The following is a 26,570-nucleotide window of genomic DNA, read 5'->3' as shown; positions in this document are numbered from 1 at the left end:
AAATTAGCCCGTGTTGCGCATACCTGCGGCAACGCCCGCGATGGTGACCATCAGCGCTTGTTCGACGCGCGGATCCGGCTCTTTACCTTCTTCTTCCGCCAGACGCGAACGGTGCAGCAGTTCTGCCTGCAGGACGTTCAGCGGGTCGGTATAGATGTTACGCAGCTGGATAGATTCGGCGATCCACGGCAGGTCGGCCATCAGGTGGGAGTCGTTTGCAATATCGAGCACCACTTTGATCCCGTTGGACAGCAGCTCACGCAGCTCCGCGCCCAGTTTCCATAGCTCCGGTTTCACCAGACGCTGATCGTAGTATTCCGCCAGCCACAGGTCAGCCTTCGAGAACACCATTTCCAGCATGCCCAGACGGGTAGAGAAGAACGGCCAGTCGCGACACATGGTTTCCAGCTCGCTCTGCTTGCCATCTTCTACCACTTTTTGCAGCGCGGTACCTGCGCCCAGCCAGGCCGGCAACATCAGGCGGTTCTGGGTCCAGGCGAAAATCCATGGAATAGCGCGCAGGGACTCGACGCCACCGGTGGCGCGACGTTTTGCCGGACGCGAGCCGAGCGGCAGTTTGCCCAGTTCCTGCTCCGGCGTTGCGGAGCGGAAATAAGGGACAAAGTCTTTATTTTCACGCACGTAGCCACGATACATGTCACAAGAGATGTCCGACAGCTCGGCCATGATGTGACGCCATTCCGGTTTGGGTTCCGGCGGCGGCAGCAGGTTGGCCTCCAGGACTGCGCTGGTGTACAGCGACAGACTGCTGATGGTGACTTCCGGCAGACCGTATTTAAAGCGGATCATCTCGCCCTGTTCCGTCACGCGCAGGCCGCCTTTCAGGCTTCCCGGAGGCTGAGAAAGCAGCGCCGCGTGCGCCGGGGCGCCGCCGCGACCGATAGAGCCGCCGCGTCCGTGGAACAGCGTCAGTTCAATACCGGCTTTTTCGCAGGTTTTGATCAACGCATCCTGCGCCTGGTATTGCGCCCAGGACGCGGCCATCACGCCGGCATCTTTCGCCGAATCGGAGTAGCCGATCATGACCATCTGTTTGCCCTGAATAAAGCCGCGATACCAGTCGATGTTCAGCAGCTGGGTCATGACGTCATTGGCGTTGTTCAGATCGTCCAGGGTTTCAAACAGCGGCGCAACCGGCAGAGCAAAGCCGATACCGGACTCTTTCAGCAGCAGGTGAACCGCCAGCACATCGGATGGCGTCTTCGCCATGGAGATCACGTAAGCGGCGATGGATCCGTGCGGCGCTTCGGCGATCACCCGGCAGGTATCGAGCACTTCGCGGGTTTCATTGCTTGGCTCCCACTGACGTGGCAGCAGCGGGCGTTTGGAGTTCAGTTCGCGGATCAGGAAGGCCTGTTTGTCGGCTTCTGACCAGCTTTCGTAATCACCGATGCCGAGATAGCGGGTCATCTCCCCCAGCGCTTCGGTATGGCGGGTGCTTTCCTGACGAATATCGATACGCACGAGCGGTACGCCGAACGATTTCACGCGGCGCAGGGTATCGAGCAGTTCGCCGTTGGCGATAATGCCCATGCCGCAGGACTGTAGCGACTTATAGCAGGCATAAAGCGGTTCCCACAGCTGTTCGTTCTGGGTAATCAGGCCGACAGGTTTCGGCAGCTTCTGTCCTTTCAAGCGAGCTTCCAGCCAGGCCTGGGTTTCCATCAGCTGGGTACGCAGTTTTTTCATCAGATAACGATACGGTTCCTGCGCGCCTTCCGCACCGGCCAGCTCCCGCAGTTCGTCGGTACATTCGACCATCGACAGTTCGGAAATCAGCAGCTGAATATCTTTCAGGAACAGGTCGGTGGCTTTCCAGCGGCTCAGCAGCAGCACCTGACGGGTGATATCGGCGGTCACATTAGGGTTACCGTCGCGGTCACCACCCATCCAGGAGGTGAAGCGCACCGGTACAAAGTCAACCGGCAGCTGATAGTTGAGGTTCTCTTCCAGCTGTTCATTCAGCTCGCGCAGGTAGTTTGGTACCCCTTCCCACAGGCTGTTTTCAACAACGGCAAAACCCCATTTCGCTTCATCAACCGGGGTCGGGCGGTACTTACGGATTTCATCCGTATGCCATGACTGGGCGATCAGCTGGCGCAGACGGCGCATCAGCTGATGGTGTTCGTAATCCGCGATATCTTTATTATCAAGCTGCTTCAGGCAGTTGTTCACTTCCACCATTTTGTGGATCAGCGTACGGCGGGTGATCTCGGTGGGGTGAGCGGTTAACACCAGCTCCAGAGACAGGGACTCCACCGCTTTTTTAATGGTGTCTTCGTTGAGATGAGGTTGGTCTTTGAGTTTTCTCAGGGTGCGGGCAATCACTTCCGGATTGCTGGCCGCTTCGCCGTTTGGCGAAATACTGTGGTACTGCTCCGCCGTATTCGCCAGGTTCAGGAACTGGCTGAAGGCGCGAGCGACCGGCAGCAGCTCGTCGTTGGACAAGTTTTGCAGCGTGGTGAGCAATTCCTGGCGATTGGCTTCATTGCCGGCGCGAGAAGACTTGGACAATTTACGGATAGTTTCGACACGATCAAGAATGTTCTCTCCCAGTGCATCCTTGATGGTATCGCCTAGCACCTTACCGAGCATACTGACATTACTACGCAAAGCGGAATATTGTTCGTTCATGTTACCCCAGACACCCCATCTCATTTTATTTTGTTATACCCGGCACTCTGCAACGTTGAGCGGCGGATAAGCAGCCGTCTTTTATAAAGCCACGTAAAAACCCCCACGTCAATTGTTGCGAAATCGCTTCAGCAAACGAATAAATGGCGGCAATTTGCGAAATTTAACTCAGACGTCGCTTGATAAGCGTTGCTTATGGAAATGTGACCAGAATCACCGTCCCGCCCCAGGAAAAGGGGCGGGATCCACTGGCTTTTAGTGCCAGCAGAAATGGTGGACAACCTGCGTAATCAGCTCACGGGTCGGCTTGATAAAGCGGGTTTCCAGATATTCATCCGGCTGGTGGGCCTGATTAATAGAGCCTGGACCTAAAACCAGCGTCGGGCAGAGCGTCTGAATAAACGGCGCTTCGGTGCAGTAGTTCACGACTTCAGTTTGTGCGCCGAGTAGCTTTTCAACGACCTGGACCAGCCGGTGGTCCGGTGGGCATTCGTAACCCGGAATCGGCGGATGCAGCTCGGAGACGGTCAGGCGACCCGGCCAGCGTTCGCTAACCGGTGCCAGCGCTTCATCCAGCAGTCCGTTGAGATCGTTGAGCGTCATGCCCGGAAGCGGGCGAATATCCATATGCAGCTCGCAGCAGGCGCAGATTCGGTTTGACGCGTCGCCGCCATGGATAGCCCCGAGGTTGAGCGTCGGATAGGGTACGGTGAAGGCATCGTAGTGATAGCGCTCTTTCAGCGAGTCGCGCAGCTGCATGATGCGACCAATGGCATCGTGCATCAGCTCAATGGCGTTGACGCCGCGCGCCGGATCGCTGGAGTGGCCGGACTGCCCCTGGATACGGATGGCGTTGGACATATGGCCTTTGTGCGCGCGTACCGGCTGCAGAGAGGTTGGTTCGCCGATGATGGCGCAATCCGGGCGTAGCAGGGTCGTTTCGGCAAAGTAACGGGCGCCGGCCATGCTGGTCTCTTCATCGGCGGTAGCCAGGATGTAGAGCGGCTTTTTCAGCTTACTGACATCGACATCGCGCAGTGCATCAAGAATAAAGGCAAAAAAGCCTTTCATGTCGGCGGTGCCGAGGCCGTACAGCTTGTTTTCGTGCTCGGTGAGGGTGAAAGGATCGCGGGTCCAGCGGCCGTCATCAAAGGGAACGGTATCCGTATGGCCGGCGAGAAGCAGGCCGCCAGCGCCGTGGCCGGTACTGGCCAGCATATTGAATTTGTTGCGCGTATCTGGCACCGGCTGCACTTCGACATTGAAGCCGATTTCGCGGAACCAGCCGGCGAGTAAATTGATTAAAGTCTCATTACTTTGATCCAGCGCCTCTTCGGTTGCGCTGATGGAAGGTGTGGCGATCAATGCGCGGTAAATCTCGATAAAGGGTGGTAAATTGTTTTTCATTGTTGACACACCTCGGGTCATGATAGTATCAATATTCATGCAGTATTAGTGAATAAAAATACATTATCGTTGAGCGTAAGAAAACCCATAAAATGTAGGGAAAGTGCTTACGGCTTAACAGGGTGAGGAAGAGAAATGCTTCCTGGACAAATATGACGTAAGAAGGTGAAGAGCCCCGATGTTGAAGACGCTGATTGTGGGTGCCAGCGGTTATGCCGGCGCAGAGCTAGTGACCTATGTAAATCGCCATCCTCATATGACCATAACCGCTTTGACGGTCTCCGCGCAAAGCAATGATGCAGGGAAATTAATTTCCGATTTGCATCCGCAGCTGAAAGGCATTGTGGATTTACCGCTGCAGCCGATGTCAGATATCAGCGAATTTAGCGCCGGGGTGGATGTCGTCTTCCTCGCTACCGCCCATGAAGTGAGCCACGACCTGGCGCCGCAGTTCCTTGCCGCAGGCTGCGTGGTGTTCGACTTATCCGGCGCCTTCCGCGTAAATGACGGTGCGTTCTACGAAAAATATTACGGCTTTACTCATCAGCATCCGGCCCTGCTTGAGCAGGCGGTATATGGCCTGGCAGAGTGGAGCGTCGACAAACTGAAAGAGGCGAATCTGGTCGCCGTACCGGGCTGCTATCCAACGGCGGCTCAGCTGTCGCTGAAGCCGTTGATCGATGCGGACCTGCTGGATCTTACCCAGTGGCCGGTGATCAACGCCACCAGCGGCGTCAGCGGTGCGGGACGTAAAGCGGCCATCGGCAATAGCTTCTGTGAAGTCAGTCTGCAGCCGTATGGCGTGTTCAACCATCGTCACCACCCGGAAATCTCGACCCATCTTGGCGCAGAGGTGATTTTTACGCCTCATCTCGGCAACTTTAAACGTGGGATTCTGGAAACCATTACCTGCCGCCTGAAGCCGGGCGTCAGCAAAGAGCAGGTTGCCGGTGTGTTCCAGCAGGCGTATGCCGATAAGCCATTGGTACGTTTATACGATAAAGGCGTGCCCGCATTGAAAAACGTCGTAGGTCTGCCATTCTGTGATATCGGTTTTGCGGTTCAGGACCAGCATATCATCGTGGTGGCGGCGGAAGATAACCTGCTGAAAGGCGCGGCAGCACAGGCAGTACAGTGCGCGAATATTCGTTTCGGCTTCGCTGAAACGCAGTCTCTTATTTAAGGTGTGATGATGAACCCATTAATTATCAAACTCGGCGGCGTTTTACTCGACAGCGAAGAAGCGCTGGAGCGTCTGTTTACCGCGCTGGTCAATTATCGTGAAACGCATCATCGCCCGCTGGTTATTGTTCACGGCGGCGGCTGTGTGGTGGATGAGCTGATGAAGCAGCTCAACCTGCCGGTGAACAAGAAAAACGGTCTGCGGGTGACGCCTGCGGATCAGATCGACATTATTACCGGTGCGCTGGCGGGAACCGCGAATAAGACGCTGCTGGCATGGGCGAAGAAACACCATATTATGTCCGTTGGCCTGTTCCTTGGCGATGGTGATAGCGTGAAGGTCACTCAGCTTGATGAAGATCTGGGCCACGTTGGCCTGGCGCAGCCGGGATCGCCGGCGCTGATTAACACCCTGCTGGCCGGCGGCTACCTGCCGGTAGTCAGTTCGATCGGCGTGACCGATGAAGGAGAGCTGATGAACGTGAATGCTGACCAGGCGGCCACTGCGCTGGCGGCGACCCTCGGCGCGGATCTGATTCTGCTTTCCGATGTCAGCGGTATTCTCGATGGTAAAGGCCAGCGCATCGCGGAGATGACCGCGGCGAAGGCGGAGCAGCTGATCGAACAAGGCATTATCACTGACGGCATGATCGTCAAGGTGAATGCCGCGCTGGATGCGGCGCGCGCGCTGGGACGCCCGGTGGATATCGCCTCCTGGCGTCACGCGGAACAGCTGCCGGCATTATTTAATGGCACGCCTATCGGCACGCGTATTCTGGCTTAATATTTCATGCCCGGCGGCGTATTGCTGGCCGGGCCTACAAGACTGTAGGTCGGGTTAGCGAAGCGTCACCCGGCAGAACTAAACGAATTTAAGGAAAATGGTTATGGCACTTTGGGGCGGGCGTTTTACTCAGGCAGCAGATCAGCGGTTCAAGCAGTTCAACGACTCTTTGCGCTTCGACTATCGCCTGGCGGAGCAGGATATCGTTGGCTCTGTTGCCTGGTCTAAAGCGCTGGTGACGGTGGGCGTTCTGAGTGCCGCTGAGCAGCAGCAGCTGGAAGAGGCGCTCAGCGTGCTGCTGGAAGAGGTGCGGGCGAATCCGCAGCAAATTCTTGCAAGCGATGCGGAAGATATCCACAGCTGGGTGGAAGGTAAACTGATCGACAAAGTGGGCCAGCTGGGTAAAAAATTGCATACCGGGCGGAGCCGTAACGATCAGGTCGCAACCGACCTGAAGCTGTGGTGTAAAGATACTGTTGCGGAGCTACTCTCTGCGAACCGCCAGCTGCAAAGCGCGCTGGTGGATACGGCGCAGAACAACCAGGATGCCGTTATGCCGGGTTATACCCACCTGCAGCGTGCGCAGCCGGTGACGTTCGCCCACTGGTGCCTGGCCTACGTTGAGATGCTGGCGCGGGATGAAAGCCGCCTGCAGGATACCCTTAAGCGTCTGGACGTCAGCCCTCTGGGCTGCGGTGCGCTGGCGGGTACCGCCTATGATATCGATCGCGAGCAGCTGGCTGACTGGCTGGGTTTTGCTTCGGCGACCCGCAATAGCCTGGACAGCGTTTCTGACCGTGACCACGTACTGGAGCTGCTCTCCGATGCGTCGATTGGCATGGTTCACCTGTCACGTTTCGCCGAAGATCTGATTTTCTTTAATACGGGCGAAGCCGGTTTTATTGAATTATCCGATCGCGTTACCTCCGGTTCCTCGCTGATGCCACAGAAAAAGAATCCGGATGCGCTCGAACTTATCCGCGGAAAATGTGGCCGTGTTCAGGGTGCCCTGACTGGAATGATGATGACTTTGAAAGGTTTGCCGCTGGCCTACAATAAAGATATGCAGGAAGACAAAGAAGGGCTGTTCGACGCGCTCGATACCTGGCTTGACTGCCTGCATATGGCGACGCTGGTGCTGGATGGTATTCAGGTCAAGCGTCCGCGTTGTGAAGAGGCGGCGCAGCAGGGCTACGCAAATGCGACCGAACTGGCGGATTATCTGGTTGCGAAAGGCGTACCGTTCCGTGAAGCGCACCATATCGTCGGGGAAGCGGTTGTTGAAGCGATCGCCCAGGGCAAACCGCTGGAAGATCTGGCGCTGGCCGACCTGCAGAAGTTTAGCAGCGTGATTGCCGACGATGTCTATCCGATTCTGTCGCTGCAGTCTTGTCTGGATAAGCGCTCGGCAAAAGGCGGCGTCTCGCCGAAGCAGGTTGCCCAGGCGATTGCTGACGCGAAACAGCGTCTGGTGTAAATCCTCGCCGCCCCTGAATGATTCCAGTGGGATGAGTGAGAAAAGAGGCTCGGGCTATGTCCGGGCTTTTTTATGCAAAAAAAAGCGGACACAAGGTCCGCAAAAGTTCACGTTGGCTTTAGTTATCTGGTCAGGGAATATGCTGAGGCAATGTCGTGATTTTCTGACTTTTGCCTCGTTTCTGGGTTTATTATTGAACAGAAAACTTGATAGGGATAATCGTTCGTTGCTATGCTATCTATCGCCATGAACTATCATGGCGACGGAGGATGAATAATGAATATTCGCGATCTTGAATACCTGGTTGCGCTAGCCGAGCACCGCCACTTCCGGCGCGCGGCGGACTCCTGCCACGTCAGCCAACCCACGCTTAGCGGACAAATCCGCAAGCTGGAGGATGAACTTGGGGTCATGTTGCTGGAGCGCACCAGCCGTAAGGTTCTGTTTACCCAGGCCGGACTGTTGCTGGTGGATCAGGCGCGTACCGTGTTACGCGAAGTCAAAGTGCTCAAGGAAATGGCAAGTCAACAGGGTGAGACCATGTCCGGGCCGCTGCATATTGGCCTGATTCCGACCATTGGCCCTTACCTGTTGCCACAAATCATACCGATGCTGCACCAGACGTTTCCCAAGCTGGAAATGTACCTGCATGAAGCCCAAACGCATCAGCTGCTGGCCCAGCTGGACAGCGGCAAGCTGGACTGCGCGATCCTCGCGCTGGTGAAAGAGAGCGAGGCCTTTATCGAGGTGCCGCTGTTTGACGAGCCGATGATGCTGGCAATCTACGAAGATCACCCGTGGGCAAATCGCGATCGCGTGCCGATGTCCGATTTGGCCGGGGAGAAGCTGCTGATGCTGGAAGATGGCCACTGCCTGCGCGATCAGGCGATGGGGTTCTGTTTTGAGGCCGGTGCGGATGAAGATACGCATTTCCGCGCGACCAGTCTCGAAACGCTGCGTAACATGGTGGCCGCAGGCAGCGGGATCACGCTGCTGCCGGCGTTAGCGGTGCCGCAGGAGAGAAAACGCGATGGCGTGGTCTATATTCCGTGCATTAAGCCGGAACCGAGACGAACGATCGGGTTGGTTTACCGCCCCGGTTCCCCGCTGCGCAGCCGCTACGAACATCTGGCGGAGGCCATCCGCAGCACCATGGATGGCCATTTCGACAAAGCGTTAAAACAGGCGGTTTAAGCCGTTTAGCGCGGCAACCCGATAGGCTTCCGCCATGGTCGGGTAGTTAAAGGTGGTGTTGACGAAGTACTCAATGGTGTTGCCACCACCTTTTTGCTCCATAATCGCCTGGCCGATATGAATAATCTCGGCCGCGCGCTCGCCAAAGCAATGAATCCCAAGGATCTCTTTCGTTTCCCGATGGAACAGGATCTTCAGCGTGCCCACGCTCATGCCGACGATTTGCGCCCGTGCCAGATGTTTAAACTGCGCGCGGCCCACTTCGTACGGTACCTTCATGGCGGTCAGCTGCTGCTCGGTTTTACCGACGGAGCTGATTTCCGGGATGGTATAGATGCCGGTGGGGATATCCTCGATCAGATGGGCAGAAGCCTCACCTTTAATCAGCGCCTGCGCGGCGATGCGACCCTGATCGTAAGCGGCTGATGCCAGACTTGGATAACCGATGACGTCGCCTACGGCATAGATATGCGGCAGCGCGGTCTGATACATGCTGTTGACCTTGAGCTGACCGCGGCTATCGGTTTTCAGACCAATATTTTCCAGTGCCAGGGAATCGGTGTTACCGGTACGCCCGTTGGCGTACAGCAGGCAATCTGCTTTTAGTTTTTTACCCGATTTCAAATGCATGATCACGCCGTCATCAACGCCTTCAATCTTCTCGTACTCTTCGTTGTGGCGAATAACCACACCGCTGTTCCAGAAGTGGTAGGAGAGGGAGTCGGACATCTCCTGATCGAGGAATGCCAGCAGACGATCGCGGGTATTTATCAGGTCCACTTTGACTTCCATACCGCGGAAAATGGACGCGTACTCACAGCCAATCACCCCGGCACCATAGATAATGACGTGGCGGGGCTCGTGCTGCAGGCTGAGAATAGAATCGCTGTCGTAAAGGCGCGGGTGGGAAAAGTCGACATCAGCCGGATGATACGGACGGGAGCCGCAGGCGATGACGAATTTCTCCGCGGTGATCGTTTCGACGGTGCCGTCGTGACATTCCAGGGCGAGCGTGTGTTCATCAACAAAGTGCGCGTTGCCCTGCAATATTTCGCAGTGGTTGCGCTCATAGAAACCCTGACGCATATGGGTCTGCTGGTTAATGACGCTGTCGGCATGGTTAAGAATGTCGGCGAAGGAAGAACGAAGAAGACGGGAATGGTCGCTGTAGAGAGGGTTTTGGTTAAACTCGATAATACGACTGACGGCATGGCGGAGGGCTTTCGACGGGATGGTACCCCAGTGGGTACAGCCGCCGCCGACGTTATGATAGCGCTCAATAACGGCGACACGCGCTCCCTGTTTAACCAGTCCCATCGCAGCACCTTCACCGCCAGGGCCGGAACCAATCACTATTGCATCATAATCCCAAGAGTGTGACATGGCATTACTCACCTGTTTTATACATAAAATAAACACGATGATAACATTCGCCGGGCTTTAACCCAATTATCGTTGTGCTTTTTTGCGGCATAAAAGCAGATTCGGCTCGTAAACAATCATTCACAAACCTGGCTAAACCGATTAGTTTTAATCTCTGGTATAGTGCCAACAGGTCTATTGGAAGGATTCAGACATCGTGATGGGCGTAAGAGCGCTACAAAAAGAGAAAACCCGACGTTCGCTGGTCGAGGCCGCATTCAGCCAGCTGAGCGCTGAGCGGAGTTTCGCCAGCTTGAGTTTGCGCGAAGTTGCGCGCGAGGCGGGGATTGCACCAACGTCCTTTTATCGCCATTTTCGCGATGTTGACGAACTCGGTCTGACGATGGTCGACGAGAGCGGGCTCATGCTACGTCAGCTGATGCGTCAGGCGCGGCAGCGTATCGCCAAAGGCGGCAGCGTGATTCGCACCTCTGTCTCCACATTCATGGAATTTATAGGTAATAACCCAAACGCTTTCCGTCTGTTGTTGCGGGAACGTTCTGGCACATCCGCGGCGTTTCGTGCCGCCGTGGCGCGTGAAATTCAACATTTCATCGCGGAACTTGCCGATTATTTAGAAATCGAAAACCATATGCCGCGCGCCTTTACCGAAGCGCAGGCTGAAGCTATGGTCACTATCGTTTTCAGCGCGGGCGCTGAGGCGCTGGACGTCAGTCCTGAACAGCGTCGGCAGCTGGAAGAGCGACTGGTACTGCAGCTCAGAATGATCTCGAAAGGCGCGTATTACTGGTATCGCCGCGAACAAGAAAAAATGTCAAATCATTCCGAATAACGTGAAGGACGAGCAATGAAACACTCAGTTCAAGATAAAGGTACGCTGTTGCTGGCGCTGATCGCTGGTTTATCCATTAATGGAACCTTCGCCGCGCTGTTCAGCTCGATTGTTCCCTTTTCCATCTTCCCGGTTCTGTCTTTGCTGCTGACAGTTTACTGTCTGCATCAGCGCTACCAGAACCGCAGTATGCCCGTGGGGCTGCCTGGCCTGGCGGCGGCCTGCTTTATTCTCGGCGTTCTGCTGTATAGCACCGTGGTACGCGCGGAATATCCGGACATCGGCTCCAATTTCTTCCCGGCCGTACTGTCGGTGATTACCGTGTTCTGGATCGGCTACCGGATTCGTAACCGGAAGGATGCGGCGGCAGAGTAACCGCTTAACGCCAGAACCCGGCAAGTATCGTGGGGCCGGGTTCTGTAAAAATCGCCTACTTGCGGGTTAATAAGACGCCGCACTCCATATGATGGGTGTACGGGAACTGATCGAACAGCGCCAGACGCGTGACGTCATGGGTCTGGCTTAAGGTTTCCAGATTCTGGCACAGGGTCTCCGGATTACAGGAGATGTACAGAATACGCGGGTACGCCTGCACCATCTTCTCGGTTTCACTATCCAGCCCGCTGCGCGGCGGATCGACAAAAATCGTCTCACACTGATAGCTTTTCAGGTCAATACCCTGCAGACGATTAAACTCCCGGACACCGTTCATGGCCTGCGTAAACTCTTCCGCCGACATACGGATAATCTGCACGTTATCAATATGGTTAGCCGCAATGTTGTACTGCGCTGCCGCGACCGACGGTTTGGCGATTTCCGTTGCCAGTACGCGATCGAAGTTGCGCGCCAGGGCCAGCGAGAAGTTACCATTGCCGCAGTACAGTTCCAGTAAATCTCCCGTCGCCTCTTTGGTGGCGTCCAGCGCCCACTCCAGCATCTGGATATTCATGGCGGCATTCGGCTGAGTGAAGCTGTTTTCTACCTGGCGGTAGATCATTTCGCGACCGGCAACCGGCAGACGCTCATCGATGTAATCTTGATCGAGCTCGATTTTGGTTTTGGTGGCCCGGCCAATCAGATGCACGTTGAGGTTTTTCGCGCGCAGCGCATCGCGCAGGATCTCGGCCTGCTGGCGCCACTCATCGTCGAGTTTTTTGTGGTACAGCAGCGATACCACGGCCTGGTTGCTCAGGGTCGTCAGATAATCGACCTGGAACAATTTATGGCGCAGAACCGGGTTATCGCGCACGCCGTCAAGAATCTCGACCATCAGTTGATTGATGAGCTCACTTGCCGCCGGGAAGCTATCGACGCGAATCCGGGATTTCGTCTGCTGATCGAACATGATGTGGTACAGGTCGTCACCGTCATGCCACAGGCGGAATTCAGCACGCATACGATAATGACTTACCGGCGAACGAAACACCTCCGGAACCGGCGCGGCAAAAGGCACCATCATTTTTTGCAGACGGACGACTTTTTCTGCCAGCTGCGCTTCATATTGTTCGGTCGGAAGGTGTTCTGGGGTCATGATGCATCCTGAATAAAATAAGTACGCGGGGATTGTAGGGAAAGCGTAGGGGATGTCCAGCCCGGAGAAGGGATCAAATATAATTATAGAAGTCTGGACATCTATATGTTTCTAATTATAGCATTGTGTAACCGGTCCTGTGAGTTAAAAGGGAACCCAGTGCAAATCTGGGGCTGACGCGCAGCGGTAAGGAAGGTGGGATGAACGCATTATGCAGACACTGCCGATGTCAGGTGGGAAGTCCTCATCCATAACACGCCCCAAGCCCGAAGACCTGCCGGAATACGTCGCATTTGGTTTCTATCATCGCGTGCTACTGATGAAACCAGCGGCATCCTTTATATGTTACGGATGCTTTTACAATGATTAAAAAAGCTTCGCTGATGACGGCTCTCTCCGTCACGGCATTTTCCGGCTGGGCGCAAGACAGCAATTCAGATACGTTAGTGGTGACAGCAAATCGTTTTCAACAGCCGGTCAACACGGTTCTTGCACCGACCGACGTAGTTACCCGGGAAGATATCGATCGCTGGCAGGCGAAGGATTTGAATGACGTTATGCGTCGACTGCCTGGGGTGGATATTGCCCAGAATGGGGGGATGGGACAGAGCTCTTCTTTATTTGTCCGCGGGACCGAGGCCAAACAGGTTCTGGTGCTGATCGATGGCGTTCCCATGCCGCGCCCCGGTATTACAAACAACCCTGACCTCAATCAAATACCGCTTTCTCTGGTACAACGCGTGGAATACATCCGCGGCCCGCGTTCGGCTATTTATGGTTCCGGCGCGATGGGTGGCGTAATTAACGTCATCACCCATTCTGATAAAGAAGAATCTAAGGTCACCGCAGGCGTCGGTTCTGAAGGCTATCAGCAATACGACGGCACGCTTCGCCATCGTTTCGGTGATACGGTGGCGACGGTCGCCGGTTCCTATGAGGGCAACAAGGGCTTTAACGTTCAGCCTGACTCGAGCTGGTCTCACGATCAGGATCGCGATGGTTTCCGCAGCAAAGCGTTCTGGGGCGGTCTTGAACATAAATTTAACGATAATCTGAATGGCTTCTTCCGCGGGCGTAGCTATACCAATAATAGCGATTACGATCTGGGGAGCCCGCCATACAGCCCTGCCTACAGTGCAGATGAAGAGCAGCTCTATAACCAGAGCTGGGACGCGGGTCTGGCATTCAGCTCCGGGATCTACTCTTCACAACTGATTGCCAGCTACCAGAAGGTCAAAGACTACAACTACAGCAGCATATACGGCCGGTACAATGATGGTACGACGCTCGATCGGATGACTCAGCGTAACCTGCAGTGGGGCAATAACGTTATTGTTGGCCACGGTTCGGTGAGCGCCGGCGTCGACTGGCAACAGCAGCGGCTGACCTCGTCGGATACGGTCATATCGGATACCTACAAGCGTGATAACACCGGCCTGTATCTGACCGGTCAGCAGCAGTTTGGCGATGTGACGCTTGAAGCGTCCGGTCGCGAAGACCATGACGAGCAGTTTGGCTGGCACGGGACCTGGCAGACCACCGCCGGTTGGGAGTTTGTGGAAAACTATCGCGTGACCCTCGGCTATGGTACCGGCTTCCTCGCGCCTTCACTGGGACAGCAGTTTGGTTCGACCCGTTTTGGTATCAGTTCAAATCCGAACCTGAAACCTGAAGAGTCCCAACAATGGGAAGCCGGACTTGATGGTCTCACCGGCCCGCTGGACTGGCGCCTGTCTGCGTATCACTACAAGATCACCAATCTGATTACCTATTACTCGGATCCTGTCACCTATGAAGGCGAGTATGACAATATCAATGCCGCAACCATTAAAGGTGTTGAGTGGACCGGTAATATCGACACCGGCATTTTCAGCCACCGCGTCACGTTGCAGTACGTCGACCCGCGTAATGATGACAATGGTGAAGTCCTGGCCAGACGCTCTAAGCGACAGGCGAAGTACCAGGTGGACTGGACGATGTTCAACGTCGATATGGATGTATCGTGGCAGTATTACGGTAAACGCTACGATAACAACACGTCTCAGTACAATAATACGCAGCGCATTTTGCCAAGCTACAGCACGCTTGATGTATCTGCCGCGTATCCGATCACCGATCGCCTGACAGTTCGTGGTAAAATAGCTAACCTGTTCGATAAAGATTACGAGACAGCTTATGGCTACCAAACTGCAGGACGAGAATACTACTTGTCTGGCAGCTACACCTTCTGATCCACGTCCCACCGTGCTGGTGTTTGACTCCGGCGTCGGTGGGTTGTCGGTTTATCATGAGATTCGGCAGCTGCTGCCGAATCTGCATTACATCTACGCTTTCGATAACGTGGCTTTTCCTTACGGGGAGAAGAGTGAAGAATTCATCGTTGAACGCGTGCTCGAAATCGTCACTGCCGTTCAACAACGTTATCCGCTGGCGCTGGCCGTCATTGCCTGTAACACCGCCAGCACGGTCTCTCTTCCCGCCCTTCGTGAAAAATTCGCCTTTCCTGTTGTGGGCGTCGTCCCGGCGATTAAGCCTGCGGCCCGCTTGACGGCGAATGGCGTCGTCGGCCTGCTGGCGACGCGCGGTACGGTCAAACGCCCCTATACGCGTGAGCTGATCAGCCGCTTTGCGAATGAATGCAAAATAGAGATGCTGGGCTCCGCGGAGCTGGTCGAGCTGGCGGAAGCGAAGCTGCACGGCGAACCGGTCCCGCTGGAGGAGTTGCGGCGTATTCTGCGCCCGTGGCTGCGAATGGCGGAGCCGCCTGATACGGTGGTGCTGGGCTGCACGCATTTTCCTCTTTTACAGGAAGAGCTGCAGCAGGTGCTGCCGGAAGGTACCCGGATGATTGATTCCGGTGCTGCGATTGCTCGTCGTACCGTCTGGCTGCTGGAACATGAGGCGCCAGATGCGAAATCCAGTGACCCGAATATGGCTTATTGCATGGCGCTGACGGCAGAAACTGAACAACTTTTACCCGTTTTACAGCGTTACGGCTTTGAGAAGCTCGAAAAACTGCCACTTTAATGGCGTTTTGCACAAAAAAGAGACGGTTGAAAAGTTTTTTTAAAACAGGGCTTGTCAACGTCTCAGAACTCCCTATAATGCGCCTCCACTGACACGGAACAACGGCTTACAGGCCGCCGGGTTAGCGGGGTTCAGCGATGAACGCCAACAGAGAAAAGCAAAAATAAATGCTTGACTCTGAATGAGGAAAACGTATTATACGGGACCTCGCGACAGAGCGCTCAGCGCCGTCGCACTGCTCTTTAACAATTTATCAGACAATCTGTGTGGGCACTCAAAGTGACATGGATTCTTAACGTCCTCGGACGAAAAATGAATACCAAGTCTCTGAGTGAACACGTAATTCATTACGAAGTTTAATTCACGAGCATCAAACTTAAATTGAAGAGTTTGATCATGGCTCAGATTGAACGCTGGCGGCAGGCCTAACACATGCAAGTCGAGCGGTAGCACAGAGAGCTTGCTCTCGGGTGACGAGCGGCGGACGGGTGAGTAATGTCTGGGAAACTGCCTGATGGAGGGGGATAACTACTGGAAACGGTAGCTAATACCGCATAACGTCGCAAGACCAAAGTGGGGGACCTTCGGGCCTCATGCCATCAGATGTGCCCAGATGGGATTAGCTAGTAGGTGGGGTAATGGCTCACCTAGGCGACGATCCCTAGCTGGTCTGAGAGGATGACCAGCCACACTGGAACTGAGACACGGTCCAGACTCCTACGGGAGGCAGCAGTGGGGAATATTGCACAATGGGCGCAAGCCTGATGCAGCCATGCCGCGTGTATGAAGAAGGCCTTCGGGTTGTAAAGTACTTTCAGCGAGGAGGAAGGCATTAAGGTTAATAACCTTGATGATTGACGTTACTCGCAGAAGAAGCACCGGCTAACTCCGTGCCAGCAGCCGCGGTAATACGGAGGGTGCAAGCGTTAATCGGAATTACTGGGCGTAAAGCGCACGCAGGCGGTCTGTCAAGTCGGATGTGAAATCCCCGGGCTCAACCTGGGAACTGCATCCGAAACTGGCAGGCTAGAGTCTTGTAGAGGGGGGTAGAATTCCAGGTGTAGCGGTGAAATGCGTAGAGATCTGGAGGAATACCGGTGGCGAAGGCGGCCCCCTGGACAAAGACTGACGCTCAGGTGCGAAAGCGTGGGGAGCAAACAGGATTAGATACCCTGGTAGTCCACGCTGTAAACGATGTCGACTTGGAGGTTGTTCCCTTGAGGAGTGGCTTCCGGAGCTAACGCGTTAAGTCGACCGCCTGGGGAGTACGGCCGCAAGGTTAAAACTCAAATGAATTGACGGGGGCCCGCACAAGCGGTGGAGCATGTGGTTTAATTCGATGCAACGCGAAGAACCTTACCTACTCTTGACATCCAGAGAACTTAGCAGAGATGCTTTGGTGCCTTCGGGAACTCTGAGACAGGTGCTGCATGGCTGTCGTCAGCTCGTGTTGTGAAATGTTGGGTTAAGTCCCGCAACGAGCGCAACCCTTATCCTTTGTTGCCAGCGATTCGGTCGGGAACTCAAAGGAGACTGCCAGTGATAAACTGGAGGAAGGTGGGGATGACGTCAAGTCATCATGGCCCTTACGAGTAGGGCTACACACGTGCTACAATGGCATATACAAAGAGAAGCGACCTCGCGAGAGCAAGCGGACCTCATAAAGTATGTCGTAGTCCGGATTGGAGTCTGCAACTCGACTCCATGAAGTCGGAATCGCTAGTAATCGTAGATCAGAATGCTACGGTGAATACGTTCCCGGGCCTTGTACACACCGCCCGTCACACCATGGGAGTGGGTTGCAAAAGAAGTAGGTAGCTTAACCTTCGGGAGGGCGCTTACCACTTTGTGATTCATGACTGGGGTGAAGTCGTAACAAGGTAACCGTAGGGGAACCTGCGGTTGGATCACCTCCTTACCTGAAAGAACCTGCCTTTGTAGTGCTCACACAGATTGTCTGATGAAAAGTAAATAGCAAGGCGTCTTGCGATTGAGACTTCAGTGTCCCCTTCGTCTAGAGGCCCAGGACACCGCCCTTTCACGGCGGTAACAGGGGTTCGAATCCCCTAGGGGACGCCACTTGCTGGTTCGTGAGTGAAAGTCGCCGACCTCTATATCTCAAAACTGATTCTCAGGAATCACGTTTGAGATATTTGCTCTTTAAAAATCTGGATCAAGCTGAAAATTGAAACGACACACTGTTTCCTTTCTCCGTAATAAGAAAGGAAAAGCGGTGTGTTCGAGTCTCTCAAATTTTCGCAACGCGGACTGTTTTACGAAACAGTTTCGGGTTGTGAGGTTAAGCGACTAAGCGTACACGGTGGATGCCCTGGCAGTCAGAGGCGATGAAGGACGTGCTAATCTGCGATAAGCGTCGGTAAGGTGATATGAACCGTTATAACCGGCGATTTCCGAATGGGGAAACCCAGTGCAATTCGTTGCACTATCGTTAAGTGAATACATAGCTTAACGAAGCGAACCGGGGGAACTGAAACATCTAAGTACCCCGAGGAAAAGAAATCAACCGAGATTCCCCCAGTAGCGGCGAGCGAACGGGGAGGAGCCCAGAGTCTGAATCAGCGCGTGTGTTAGTGGAACGGTCTGGAAAGTCCGGCGGTACAGGGTGATAGCCCCGTACACTAAAATGCACACGTTGTGAACTCGAAGAGTAGGGCGGGACACGTGGTATCCTGTCTGAATATGGGGGGACCATCCTCCAAGGCTAAATACTCCTGACTGACCGATAGTGAACCAGTACCGTGAGGGAAAGGCGAAAAGAACCCCGGCGAGGGGAGTGAAAAAGAACCTGAAACCGTGTACGTACAAGCAGTGGGAGCCTACTTGTTAGGTGACTGCGTACCTTTTGTATAATGGGTCAGCGACTTATATTCTGTAGCAAGGTTAACCGTATAGGGGAGCCGCAGGGAAACCGAGTCTTAACTGGGCGTTAAGTTGCAGGGTATAGACCCGAAACCCGGTGATCTAGCCATGGGCAGGTTGAAGGTTGGGTAACACTAACTGGAGGACCGAACCGACTAATGTTGAAAAATTAGCGGATGACTTGTGGCTGGGGGTGAAAGGCCAATCAAACCGGGAGATAGCTGGTTCTCCCCGAAAGCTATTTAGGTAGCGCCTCGTGAATTCATCTTCGGGGGTAGAGCACTGTTTCGGCTAGGGGGTCATCCCGACTTACCAACCCGATGCAAACTACGAATACCGAAGAATGTTATCACGGGAGACACACGGCGGGTGCTAACGTCCGTCGTGAAGAGGGAAACAACCCAGACCGCCAGCTAAGGTCCCAAAGTCATGGTTAAGTGGGAAACGATGTGGGAAGGCACAGACAGCCAGGATGTTGGCTTAGAAGCAGCCATCATTTAAAGAAAGCGTAATAGCTCACTGGTCGAGTCGGCCTGCGCGGAAGATGTAACGGGGCTAAACCATGCACCGAAGCTGCGGCAGCGACACTATGTGTTGTTGGGTAGGGGAGCGTTCTGTAAGCCGTTGAAGGTGGCCTGTGAGGGTTGCTGGAGGTATCAGAAGTGCGAATGCTGACATAAGTAACGATAAAGCGGGTGAAAAGCCCGCTCGCCGGAAGACCAAGGGTTCCTGTCCAACGTTAATCGGGGCAGGGTGAGTCGACCCCTAAGGCGAGGCCGAAAGGCGTAGTCGATGGGAAACAGGTTAATATTCCTGTACTCGGTGTTACTGCGAAGGGGGGACGGAGAAGGCTATGTTAGCCGGGCGACGGTTGTCCCGGTTTAAGCATGTAGGCGGGAAGTTTAGGTAAATCCGGACTTCTGTTAACGCTGAGGTGTGATGACGAGGCACTACGGTGCTGAAGTAACAAATGCCCTGCTTCCAGGAAAAGCCTCTAAGCATCAGGTAACAACGAATCGTACCCCAAACCGACACAGGTGGTCAGGTAGAGAATACCAAGGCGCTTGAGAGAACTCGGGTGAAGGAACTAGGCAAAATGGTGCCGTAACTTCGGGAGAAGGCACGCTGATGGTAGGTGAAGCGACTTGCTCGTGGAGCTGAAATCAGTCGAAGATACCAGCTGGCTGCAACTGTTTATTAAAAACACAGCACTGTGCAAACACGAAAGTGGACGTATACGGTGTGACGCCTGCCCGGTGCCGGAAGGTTAATTGATGGGGTTATCCGTAAGGAGAAGCTCTTGATCGAAGCCCCGGTAAACGGCGGCCGTAACTATAACGGTCCTAAGGTAGCGAAATTCCTTGTCGGGTAAGTTCCGACCTGCACGAATGGCGTAATGATGGCCAGGCTGTCTCCACCCGAGACTCAGTGAAATTGAACTCGCTGTGAAGATGCAGTGTACCCGCGGCAAGACGGAAAGACCCCGTGAACCTTTACTATAGCTTGACACTGAACATTGAGCCTTGATGTGTAGGATAGGTGGGAGGCTTTGAAGTGTGGACGCCAGTCTGCGTGGAGCCAACCTTGAAATACCACCCTTTAATGTTTGATGTTCTAACGTAGACCCGTGATCCGGGTTGCGGACAGTGTCTGGTGGGTAGTTTGACTGGGGCGGTCTCCTCCCAAAGAGTAACGGAGGAGCACGAAGGTTAGCTAATCCTGGTCGGACATCAGGAGGTTAGTGCAATGGCATAAGCTAGCTTGACTGCGAGCGTGACGGCGCGAGCAGGTGCGAAAGCAGGTCATAGTGATCCGGTGGTTCTGAATGGAAGGGCCATCGCTCAACGGATAAAAGGTACTCCGGGGATAACAGGCTGATACCGCCCAAGAGTTCATATCGACGGCGGTGTTTGGCACCTCGATGTCGGCTCATCACATCCTGGGGCTGAAGTAGGTCCCAAGGGTATGGCTGTTCGCCATTTAAAGTGGTACGCGAGCTGGGTTTAGAACGTCGTGAGACAGTTCGGTCCCTATCTGCCGTGGGCGCTGGAGAATTGAGGGGGGCTGCTCCTAGTACGAGAGGACCGGAGTGGACGCATCACTGGTGTTCGGGTTGTCATGCCAATGGCATTGCCCGGTAGCTAAATGCGGAAAAGATAAGTGCTGAAAGCATCTAAGCACGAAACTTGCCCCGAGATGAGTTCTCCCTGACTCCTTGAGAGTCCTGAAGGAACGTTGAAGACGACGACGTTGATAGGTCGGGTGTGTAAGCGTAGCGATACGTTGAGCTAACCGATACTAATGAACCGTGAGGCTTAACCTTACAACGCCGAAGCTGTTTTGGCGAAGAGACGAATGTTCAGCTTGATTACAGATTCATCATCGCGCAGGAATGCGGGGTGAAAACAGAATTTGCCTGGCGGCGATAGCGCGGTGGTCCCACCTGACCCCATGCCGAACTCAGAAGTGAAACGCCGTAGCGCCGATGGTAGTGTGGGGTCTCCCCATGTGAGAGTAGGGAACTGCCAGGCATCAAATTACGCAGTAAACTGATGTAAAAATCAGTAGTTGTAGAAAAATTCGGTGGAGCGGTAGTTCAGTCGGTTAGAATACCTGCCTGTCACGCAGGGGGTCGCGGGTTCGAGTCCCGTCCGTTCCGCCACTTATTAAAAGTTAAGCCTGCTAATTTAATTAGCGGGCTTAATAGTAAGAGATTTAGGGGCGTAGCTCAGTTGGTAGAGCACCGGTCTCCAAAACCGGGTGTCGCGAGTTCGAGTCTCTCCGCCCCTGCCATATATAATCCTTTGCTCAGGCAAAGGATTTTTTTTGTCTGTTATTTACCATCCCCAGAATCTTCCAACATCCTCCGTCCCTGGAGGCGTGCATTATTCCAGTATGTTTGTCTTCAGTATTTCGCGGATCTGTACCTGTTTATCGCTGTTTTGTAGCCAGATAGCGTACAGGGGGCGAGATAGCGTTGTACTGTCCGTCACCGTATGCAGGCCGCTTTTATCCTTCGCCCAGCGTGTCGGCAGCCATGTACAACCATTTAGCGCGGCGAGTTGCTGATAGGCCAGTTCAGCAGAGCTGGTTGTCAGCAGAGGAACATCATCACTGCCAATCAGTCCGACCTCATTTTGTTGGAAGTCCGGGCCCCATTCAAGGCGCAGATAATTCAATTCATTCTTAGTTTTAAATGGCGAGGTACAGTAGAGTGCCAGCGTAAAATTACCAAGCAACTGGCTGCTTAATTCGTCCATTTTCGGCGATTCTGTCGTGATCAGTAGATCAAGCTGTCGCTCATGTAACTGTTTAACAAGCGATTGTCGCTGCGCAATCCGCGCTTCAAACTGCAGGTTACAGGGCTCTTTGTAGAGCTTCCCCAGCCATCCGTTAAGCATGCATTCCCACAAAGATGCGCTGCCGCCAATTGAGAATTCATTATGTCGGGAAGCATTCGCAACCTCTTTTCGTGCCGCCTGCCAGGTGTTCATCAGGGTTTCGGCATAAGGAAGGAGCTTATCGCCGGCTGACGTCAGGCGGATATTATTGCGATGGCGGGTAAAAAGGTTCACGCCAAGCTGGTTTTCCAGCTGACGAATACGAAAGCTGACGGCCGACTGCGTCAGATAAAGCGCCTCTGCTGCTCGTCCAAAGTGGCGAGTTCTGCTCACCTCAAGGAAAGTTTTGAGCAATTCCGTATCCACACTCTTCTCCGCAAAATTATTTGTCGTAATGATTTAAATCTTTTGTTTTACACTCTGTCAAGCGTAACTAATACTCCGCGCCATAAATAGCTCGGCCAAAGAATCAGGAGCGTGTAGGATGGCGGAAAGCTTTATGACGACTAATCGTTTTTTCGATAATAAACATTATCCGCGCGGGTTCTCCCGTCATGGTGATTTCACCATCAAAGAGGCACAACTGCTGGAACAGCATGGTTATGCTCTTAACGAACTGGAACTGGGTAAACGCGAACCTGTCACCGAAGATGAAAAACAGTTTGTTTCGGTATGTCGTGGTGAACGTGAGCCAGCCACGGAAATGGAACGCGTCTGGATTAAGTATATGGCGCGTATTAAGCGGCCTAAGCGTTTTCATACGCTGTCCGGCGGTAAACCGCAGGTTGAAGGCGCTGAAGATTACACCGAAAGCGATGATTAACAAAAAAGGGCGTAAGCCCTTTTTTTATGCCATGAGTTTTTGCAAATGGTTCAACATCCTGTCTATCGCTCGATAGCCAAGAGCCTCCTGCAGGTGGTGGCGCTCAATACAGGGCTCCCCTCCTATATCGGCGATGGTCCGGGCGACTTTCAGCAGACGCTGCCAGGCGCGGATAGAAAGCCCCAGCTGCGATAATACCTGTTCCAGCCAGATAGCATCCTCTTTACTGAGCGGACACCAGATTTTCATTTCGTTACTCTCCAGCTGGGCATTGAGTTTCTCCTGCCGGGCCAGCTGTTTGTCTCGGGCGACGAGAACCCGCTTCCTCACGCTGGCGCTATTTTCCACGCCAGAGGCTGCCTGGCTAAGCGCTCCCGGGGGCGGTAGAGGAATTTCCAGCGAGAGATCGAACCGGTCGAGGAACGGTCCGGACAGGCGGCTCAAATAGCGTAGGGTTTGTTCCGGTGATGCGCGATTATGATGGCCCCGGTAATGCCCGGTGGGGCTGGGATTCATGGCCGCAATAAGCTGAAAATGTGCCGGATAGTCAATTTTCGCACGGGTTCGTGAAATATGTATTTTTCCTGACTCTATCGGCTCCCGCAAAGCATCCAATACCCGACGTTCAAACTCCGGTAGTTCATCCAGAAACAGCACCCCATTGTGTGCCAGCGAGATCTCTCCGGGTATCGGGATTGAACCGCCCCCCACCATTGCCGCGAGAGAAGCACTGTGATGTGGACTGCGAAACGGTCGCCGACGCCACTGTTTTGTTGCGCGATAGCGGCTCAACAGACTAAGGATAGCGGCGCTTTCGAGCGCCTCCTGATTGCTTAACGGTGGCAGAAGACCTGGCAGCCGGCTGGCAAGCATGGTTTTTCCTGTTCCGGGAGGGCCAATCAACAGCAGGTTGTGGCCCCCTGCGGCAACGATTTCCAATGCACGTTTTCCTTGCTGCTGGCCAATCACATCACTCAGATCAGGTAGAGAGTCATCAGGATGCTCTTCCTCCGGTATGGAAGGATTGAGCGCATGGCGTCCCTCGAGAAACGCACACACCTCCTGCAGATGCCCGGCGACAAGACACTCGTGGCCCTCAATGAGCCCCACTTCCGCCGCGTTATCCTCAGCGACGATAATTTGTCGCCCGGCTTTTATCGCTTCCATTGCACTGGAGATAGCGCCAGGAACGCCACGTAGCGCCCCTGTGAGCGCGAGCTCGCCGATAAACTCATATTGCTTCAACCTGGACGCATCTAACTGCTCCGACGCGACCAGAAGCGCGAGAGCGATGGGGAGATCGTATCGCCCGCCTTCTTTTGGCAAATCGGCAGGGGCCAGATTGATGGTGATCTTTTTGGCCGGAAACGTATAGCCGCTGTTAATTATCGCGCTGCGTACCCGGTCGCGAGCCTCTCTGACCGTGGTTTCAGGAAGCCCTACCATGGTTAATCCCGGAAGCCCGTTGCTGATATGAATTTCGATCGTAATAAGCGGGGCACTGATACCAAAAGCAGCCCGTGTGTAGATAATCGCGAGTGACATAATGCCTCCTGAGTACGAGCATTATGTCGGCAGAAAAAGGGGCAGTAATGAGTAAGAAATGCATTTTATGCGGCATGTTCCAGCGAATATCGCCGGATATTGTGACATTTCACACATGATGGAAGCGGCATCGCAGACGCTCATCATGGTGAAAGAGCGTATTGGCGGAAACCGCCGCAGCATCATAGAAAAGGGTGATAAATTGAATTTTTTTCATTTTATATTTTTTCTATTAAAAACAATTGTTTTACAAAAAACTGTTAGCGCGATCAGTAAGTGATGTATAAAAAAATCTTGTGTTTATTGTGATGTCTGTGGTAACTCTTTAGGTATTCCTTCGAACAAGAAGCCAGAAAGTACAGAAAATGACAGCCCTTCTACGAGTGATTAGCCTGGTCGTGATTAGCGTGGTGGTGATTATTATCCCACCGTGCGGGGCTGCACTTGGACGAGGAAAGGCTTAGAAATCAAGCCTTAACGAACTAAGACCCCCGCACCGAAAGGTCCGGGGGTTTTTTTATAACTTAAAAATGATAAGCGAGGAGCAGACAATGACGAATAGCATAAAATTCTGTTTCTCCCGATCTATGACGGGGAACTAACTATGAATGGGGCGCAGTGGGTAGTACATGCTTTGCGGGCACAGGGGGTCGACACGGTTTTTGGCTATCCTGGTGGCGCGATTATGCCGGTTTACGATGCATTGTATGACGGCGGCGTGGAACACCTGTTGTGCCGCCACGAGCAAGGAGCGGCCATGGCAGCTATCGGCTATGCTCGCGCCACCGGCAAAACCGGCGTATGCATCGCCACATCAGGTCCAGGTGCGACGAACCTGATCACCGGCCTGGCTGATGCGTTACTGGACTCTATCCCTGTTGTCGCCATCACCGGTCAGGTCGCGGCGCCGTTTATCGGCACCGATGCTTTCCAGGAAGTGGACGTCCTTGGTTTGTCGCTGGCCTGTACGAAACACAGTTTTCTCGTGCAGTCGCTGGAAGAGCTGCCGCGAGTGATCGCTGAAGCTTTCCAGGTCGCAAACTCTGGCCGCCCAGGTCCGGTTCTGGTTGATATCCCTAAAGATATCCAGCTGGCGAAGGGCGAGCTTGAACCGTATTTCTCGACGGTTGATAACGACATTGCCTTCCCCCATGCAGAAGTTGAGCAGGCGCTGCAGATGTTAGCCGCCGCGCAAAAACCGATGCTGTACGTCGGCGGTGGCGTGGGTATGGCGCAGGCGGTTCCTGCGTTACGCGAGTTTATCGCCATTACGCAAATGCCGGTCACCTGCACGCTGAAAGGTCTGGGCGCCGTTGATGCGGCCTATCCGTACTATCTGGGAATGCTGGGGATGCACGGCACCAAAGCGGCCAATCTGGCGGTACAGGAATGTGACCTGTTGATCGCTGTTGGCGCCCGCTTCGATGACCGTGTTACCGGGAAGCTGAACACCTTTGCTCCGCACGCCAAAGTTATCCATCTGGATATCGATCCGGCGGAGCTGAACAAGCTGCGTCAGGCACATGTTGCCCTGACGGGCGATCTGAATACATTGCTGCCAGCGTTGCAGAAGCCGCTGACCATCGACGCCTGGCGCCAGCATAATCAGGCGCTGCGTGATGAGCACGCATGGCGCTACGACCACCCGGGTGAGGGTATTTACGCACCGCTGCTGCTCAAACAGCTCTCCGACCGTAAGCCGGCCGATAGCGTTGTCACAACCGACGTGGGTCAACATCAAATGTGGTCAGCGCAGCATATGACCTATACACGTCCTGAGAATTTTATTACCTCCAGCGGTTTGGGCACGATGGGTTTTGGCCTGCCGGCGGCGGTTGGCGCTCAAGTTGCACGTCCGAACGATACCGTTATCTGCGTCTCCGGCGATGGCTCGTTCATGATGAACGTGCAGGAGCTGGGTACCGTGAAGCGTAAACAGCTGCCGTTGAAGATCCTGTTACTGGATAACCAGCGTTTAGGCATGGTGCGTCAGTGGCAGCAGCTGTTTTTTGAGGAGCGCTATAGCGAAACCACCCTCACCGATAATCCCGATTTTGTCACGCTGGCCAGCGCCTTCGGCATTCCTGGACAGCACATCACCCGTAAAGACCAGGTTGAAGCGGCTCTCGACACCATGCTTTCGAGCCAGGGGCCATACCTGCTTCATGTCTCAATCGATGAGCTTGAGAACGTCTGGCCGTTGGTACCGCCCGGTGCCAGTAATGCAGAAATGCTGGAGAAATTATCATGATGCAACATCAGGTCGCTTTACAGGCTCGCTTCAACCCGGAAACCTTAGAACGCGTGCTGCGCGTGGTTCGTCACCGCGGCTTTCAGGTTTGTTCCATGAATATGGAAACCGCGGCAGATGCCGGCAACATAAATATCGAATTGACCGTTGCCAGCCAGCGGCCCGTCGAATTACTGTTTAGTCAATTAAGTAAGCTGGTCGACGTCGCCTGCGTCGAGATCCAGCAACCAACATCACAACAAATCCGCGCATAAGCGC

20 protein-coding genes, 3 tRNA genes, 3 rRNA genes and 1 riboswitch are annotated in these 26,570 nt (G+C 54.1%); of the genes, 20 read left to right on the top strand and 6 right to left on the bottom strand.

All coding sequences use genetic code 11. From position 1 onward, the window contains the following. Window positions 1-3 precede the first annotated feature (3 nt). On the bottom strand, window positions 4-2,655 hold the full coding sequence (gene ppc / locus DSD31_RS25145) for a phosphoenolpyruvate carboxylase (protein WP_004869440.1): 2,652 nt from the start codon (window positions 2,653-2,655) through the stop codon (window positions 4-6). 255 nt (window positions 2,656-2,910) lie between these two features. Continuing rightward, a complete protein-coding gene (gene argE, locus DSD31_RS25140; RefSeq protein ID WP_004869442.1) occupies window positions 2,911-4,062 on the bottom strand; it encodes an acetylornithine deacetylase in 1,152 nt (383 codons plus the stop codon). Between the two features lie 178 nt (window positions 4,063-4,240). On the opposite strand from argE, the gene argC reads away from it, so the two are divergent. The 4 genes from argC (at window position 4,241) to oxyR (ending at window position 8,699) form a co-directional block, all read left to right on the top strand. After that, on the top strand, window positions 4,241-5,245 hold the full coding sequence (gene argC, locus DSD31_RS25135; protein ID WP_071359060.1) for an N-acetyl-gamma-glutamyl-phosphate reductase: 1,005 nt from the start codon (window positions 4,241-4,243) through the stop codon (window positions 5,243-5,245). Between the two features lie 6 nt (window positions 5,246-5,251). Next, on the top strand, window positions 5,252-6,028 hold the full coding sequence (gene argB, locus DSD31_RS25130) for an acetylglutamate kinase (protein WP_088402725.1): 777 nt from the start codon (window positions 5,252-5,254) through the stop codon (window positions 6,026-6,028). Between the two features lie 103 nt (window positions 6,029-6,131). Next, window positions 6,132-7,505: an argininosuccinate lyase gene (gene argH / locus DSD31_RS25120; RefSeq protein ID WP_015585423.1), complete on the top strand. Its 1,374-nt coding sequence runs from the start codon at window positions 6,132-6,134 to the stop codon at window positions 7,503-7,505. 276 nt (window positions 7,506-7,781) lie between these two features. After that, the gene (gene oxyR, locus DSD31_RS25115; protein ID WP_004869452.1) at window positions 7,782-8,699 is read left to right on the top strand and encodes a DNA-binding transcriptional regulator OxyR; all 918 of its coding nucleotides are present in this window, start codon (window positions 7,782-7,784) and stop codon (window positions 8,697-8,699) included. On the opposite strand, the gene sthA is transcribed toward oxyR, so the two are convergent. Continuing rightward, window positions 8,682-10,082 (bottom strand): Si-specific NAD(P)(+) transhydrogenase, encoded by a 1,401-nt coding sequence (gene sthA / locus DSD31_RS25110; protein WP_004869456.1) that lies wholly within the window; start codon window positions 10,080-10,082, stop codon window positions 8,682-8,684. The two genes, oxyR and sthA, sit on opposite strands and share 18 nt — an antisense overlap. Window positions 10,083-10,278: 196 nt before the next feature. Here sthA and fabR point away from each other — a divergent pair, with 196 nt between their 5' ends. Both fabR and DSD31_RS25100 read left to right on the top strand, forming a co-directional pair. Continuing rightward, complete coding sequence (gene fabR, locus DSD31_RS25105; RefSeq protein ID WP_004869459.1) at window positions 10,279-10,914, top strand: HTH-type transcriptional repressor FabR; 636 nt, start codon at window positions 10,279-10,281, stop codon at window positions 10,912-10,914. Window positions 10,915-10,929: 15 nt separating this feature from the next. Further along, window positions 10,930-11,289, top strand: a complete 360-nt coding sequence (locus DSD31_RS25100; RefSeq protein WP_004869462.1) for a YijD family membrane protein — start codon at window positions 10,930-10,932, stop codon at window positions 11,287-11,289. Window positions 11,290-11,344: 55 nt separating this feature from the next. On the opposite strand, the gene trmA is transcribed toward DSD31_RS25100, so the two are convergent. Further along, window positions 11,345-12,445, bottom strand: a complete 1,101-nt coding sequence (gene trmA / locus DSD31_RS25095; RefSeq protein WP_015585422.1) for a tRNA (uridine(54)-C5)-methyltransferase TrmA — start codon at window positions 12,443-12,445, stop codon at window positions 11,345-11,347. A 115-nt stretch (window positions 12,446-12,560) separates the two neighbouring features. Next, window positions 12,561-12,740, top strand: a riboswitch (cobalamin riboswitch). 67 nt (window positions 12,741-12,807) lie between these two features. Between trmA and btuB the strand changes: the two genes are divergently transcribed. The 8 genes from btuB to DSD31_RS25055 all read left to right on the top strand — a co-directional run bounded on the left by btuB (window position 12,808) and on the right by DSD31_RS25055 (window position 21,145). Next, entirely contained in the window at window positions 12,808-14,676 is a 1,869-nt protein-coding gene (gene btuB / locus DSD31_RS25090; RefSeq protein ID WP_004869468.1) for a TonB-dependent vitamin B12 receptor BtuB, read from the top strand. Further along, window positions 14,621-15,472, top strand: coding sequence for a glutamate racemase (gene murI, locus DSD31_RS25085; RefSeq protein WP_004869471.1), 852 nt, complete (start codon window positions 14,621-14,623; stop codon window positions 15,470-15,472). The genes btuB and murI overlap by 56 nt, the downstream gene beginning before the upstream one ends. 378 nt (window positions 15,473-15,850) lie before the next feature. Next, window positions 15,851-17,390, top strand: a 16S ribosomal RNA gene (locus tag DSD31_RS25080). 85 nt (window positions 17,391-17,475) lie between these two features. After that, window positions 17,476-17,551: transfer RNA gene (locus tag DSD31_RS25075), tRNA-Glu, on the top strand. 218 nt (window positions 17,552-17,769) lie between these two features. Continuing rightward, window positions 17,770-20,675 (top strand): 23S ribosomal RNA (locus tag DSD31_RS25070). A gap of 92 nt (window positions 20,676-20,767) precedes the next feature. Continuing rightward, window positions 20,768-20,883 (top strand): 5S ribosomal RNA (rrf, locus tag DSD31_RS25065). The 16S, 23S and 5S rRNA genes sit together here with 3 tRNA genes alongside, the layout of an rRNA operon. 54 nt (window positions 20,884-20,937) lie before the next feature. Then, window positions 20,938-21,014, top strand: a tRNA-Asp gene (locus tag DSD31_RS25060). 55 nt (window positions 21,015-21,069) lie between these two features. After that, window positions 21,070-21,145 (top strand) — tRNA-Trp (locus tag DSD31_RS25055). A gap of 92 nt (window positions 21,146-21,237) precedes the next feature. Here the strand turns inward: DSD31_RS25055 and hdfR are convergent. After that, window positions 21,238-22,059, bottom strand: coding sequence for an HTH-type transcriptional regulator HdfR (gene hdfR, locus DSD31_RS25050; protein ID WP_044351294.1), 822 nt, complete (start codon window positions 22,057-22,059; stop codon window positions 21,238-21,240). A 118-nt stretch (window positions 22,060-22,177) separates the two neighbouring features. On the opposite strand from hdfR, the gene DSD31_RS25045 reads away from it, so the two are divergent. Next, window positions 22,178-22,516: a MaoP family protein gene (locus DSD31_RS25045; RefSeq protein WP_004869479.1), complete on the top strand. Its 339-nt coding sequence runs from the start codon at window positions 22,178-22,180 to the stop codon at window positions 22,514-22,516. A 24-nt stretch (window positions 22,517-22,540) separates the two neighbouring features. Here the strand turns inward: DSD31_RS25045 and DSD31_RS25040 are convergent, their stop codons facing one another. Next, on the bottom strand, window positions 22,541-24,061 hold the full coding sequence (locus DSD31_RS25040) for a YifB family Mg chelatase-like AAA ATPase (protein ID WP_015585420.1): 1,521 nt from the start codon (window positions 24,059-24,061) through the stop codon (window positions 22,541-22,543). Window positions 24,062-24,128: 67 nt separating this feature from the next. Here DSD31_RS25040 and DSD31_RS25035 point away from each other — a divergent pair, with 67 nt between their 5' ends. The 5 genes from DSD31_RS25035 (at window position 24,129) to ilvM (ending at window position 26,566) form a co-directional block, all read left to right on the top strand. Beyond that, window positions 24,129-24,341 carry a hypothetical protein gene (locus DSD31_RS25035; RefSeq protein ID WP_126509988.1) on the top strand — a complete coding sequence of 71 codons (213 nt, stop codon included), beginning with the start codon at window positions 24,129-24,131 and terminating at the stop codon, window positions 24,339-24,341. Between the two features lie 85 nt (window positions 24,342-24,426). After that, window positions 24,427-24,525, top strand: coding sequence for an ilv operon leader peptide (gene ilvL / locus DSD31_RS25030; RefSeq protein WP_001311244.1), 99 nt, complete (start codon window positions 24,427-24,429; stop codon window positions 24,523-24,525). Window positions 24,526-24,591: 66 nt separating this feature from the next. Then, window positions 24,592-24,663: a peptide IlvX gene (gene ilvX, locus DSD31_RS26675; protein ID WP_201405924.1), complete on the top strand. Its 72-nt coding sequence runs from the start codon at window positions 24,592-24,594 to the stop codon at window positions 24,661-24,663. Window positions 24,664-24,665: 2 nt separating this feature from the next. Then, complete coding sequence (gene ilvG, locus DSD31_RS25025; protein WP_004869487.1) at window positions 24,666-26,312, top strand: acetolactate synthase 2 catalytic subunit; 1,647 nt, start codon at window positions 24,666-24,668, stop codon at window positions 26,310-26,312. Then, window positions 26,309-26,566: an acetolactate synthase 2 small subunit gene (gene ilvM, locus DSD31_RS25020; protein WP_004869489.1), complete on the top strand. Its 258-nt coding sequence runs from the start codon at window positions 26,309-26,311 to the stop codon at window positions 26,564-26,566. Before ilvG ends, ilvM begins: the two co-directional genes overlap by 4 nt. Window positions 26,567-26,570: the final 4 nt, after the last annotated feature.

The sequence above is a fragment of the Klebsiella sp. X13 genome (genome assembly GCF_003323835.1).
Lineage (GTDB): Bacteria > Pseudomonadota > Gammaproteobacteria > Enterobacterales > Enterobacteriaceae > Klebsiella > Klebsiella ornithinolytica.
This window is presented reverse-complemented; position numbering and strand designations above follow the sequence as displayed.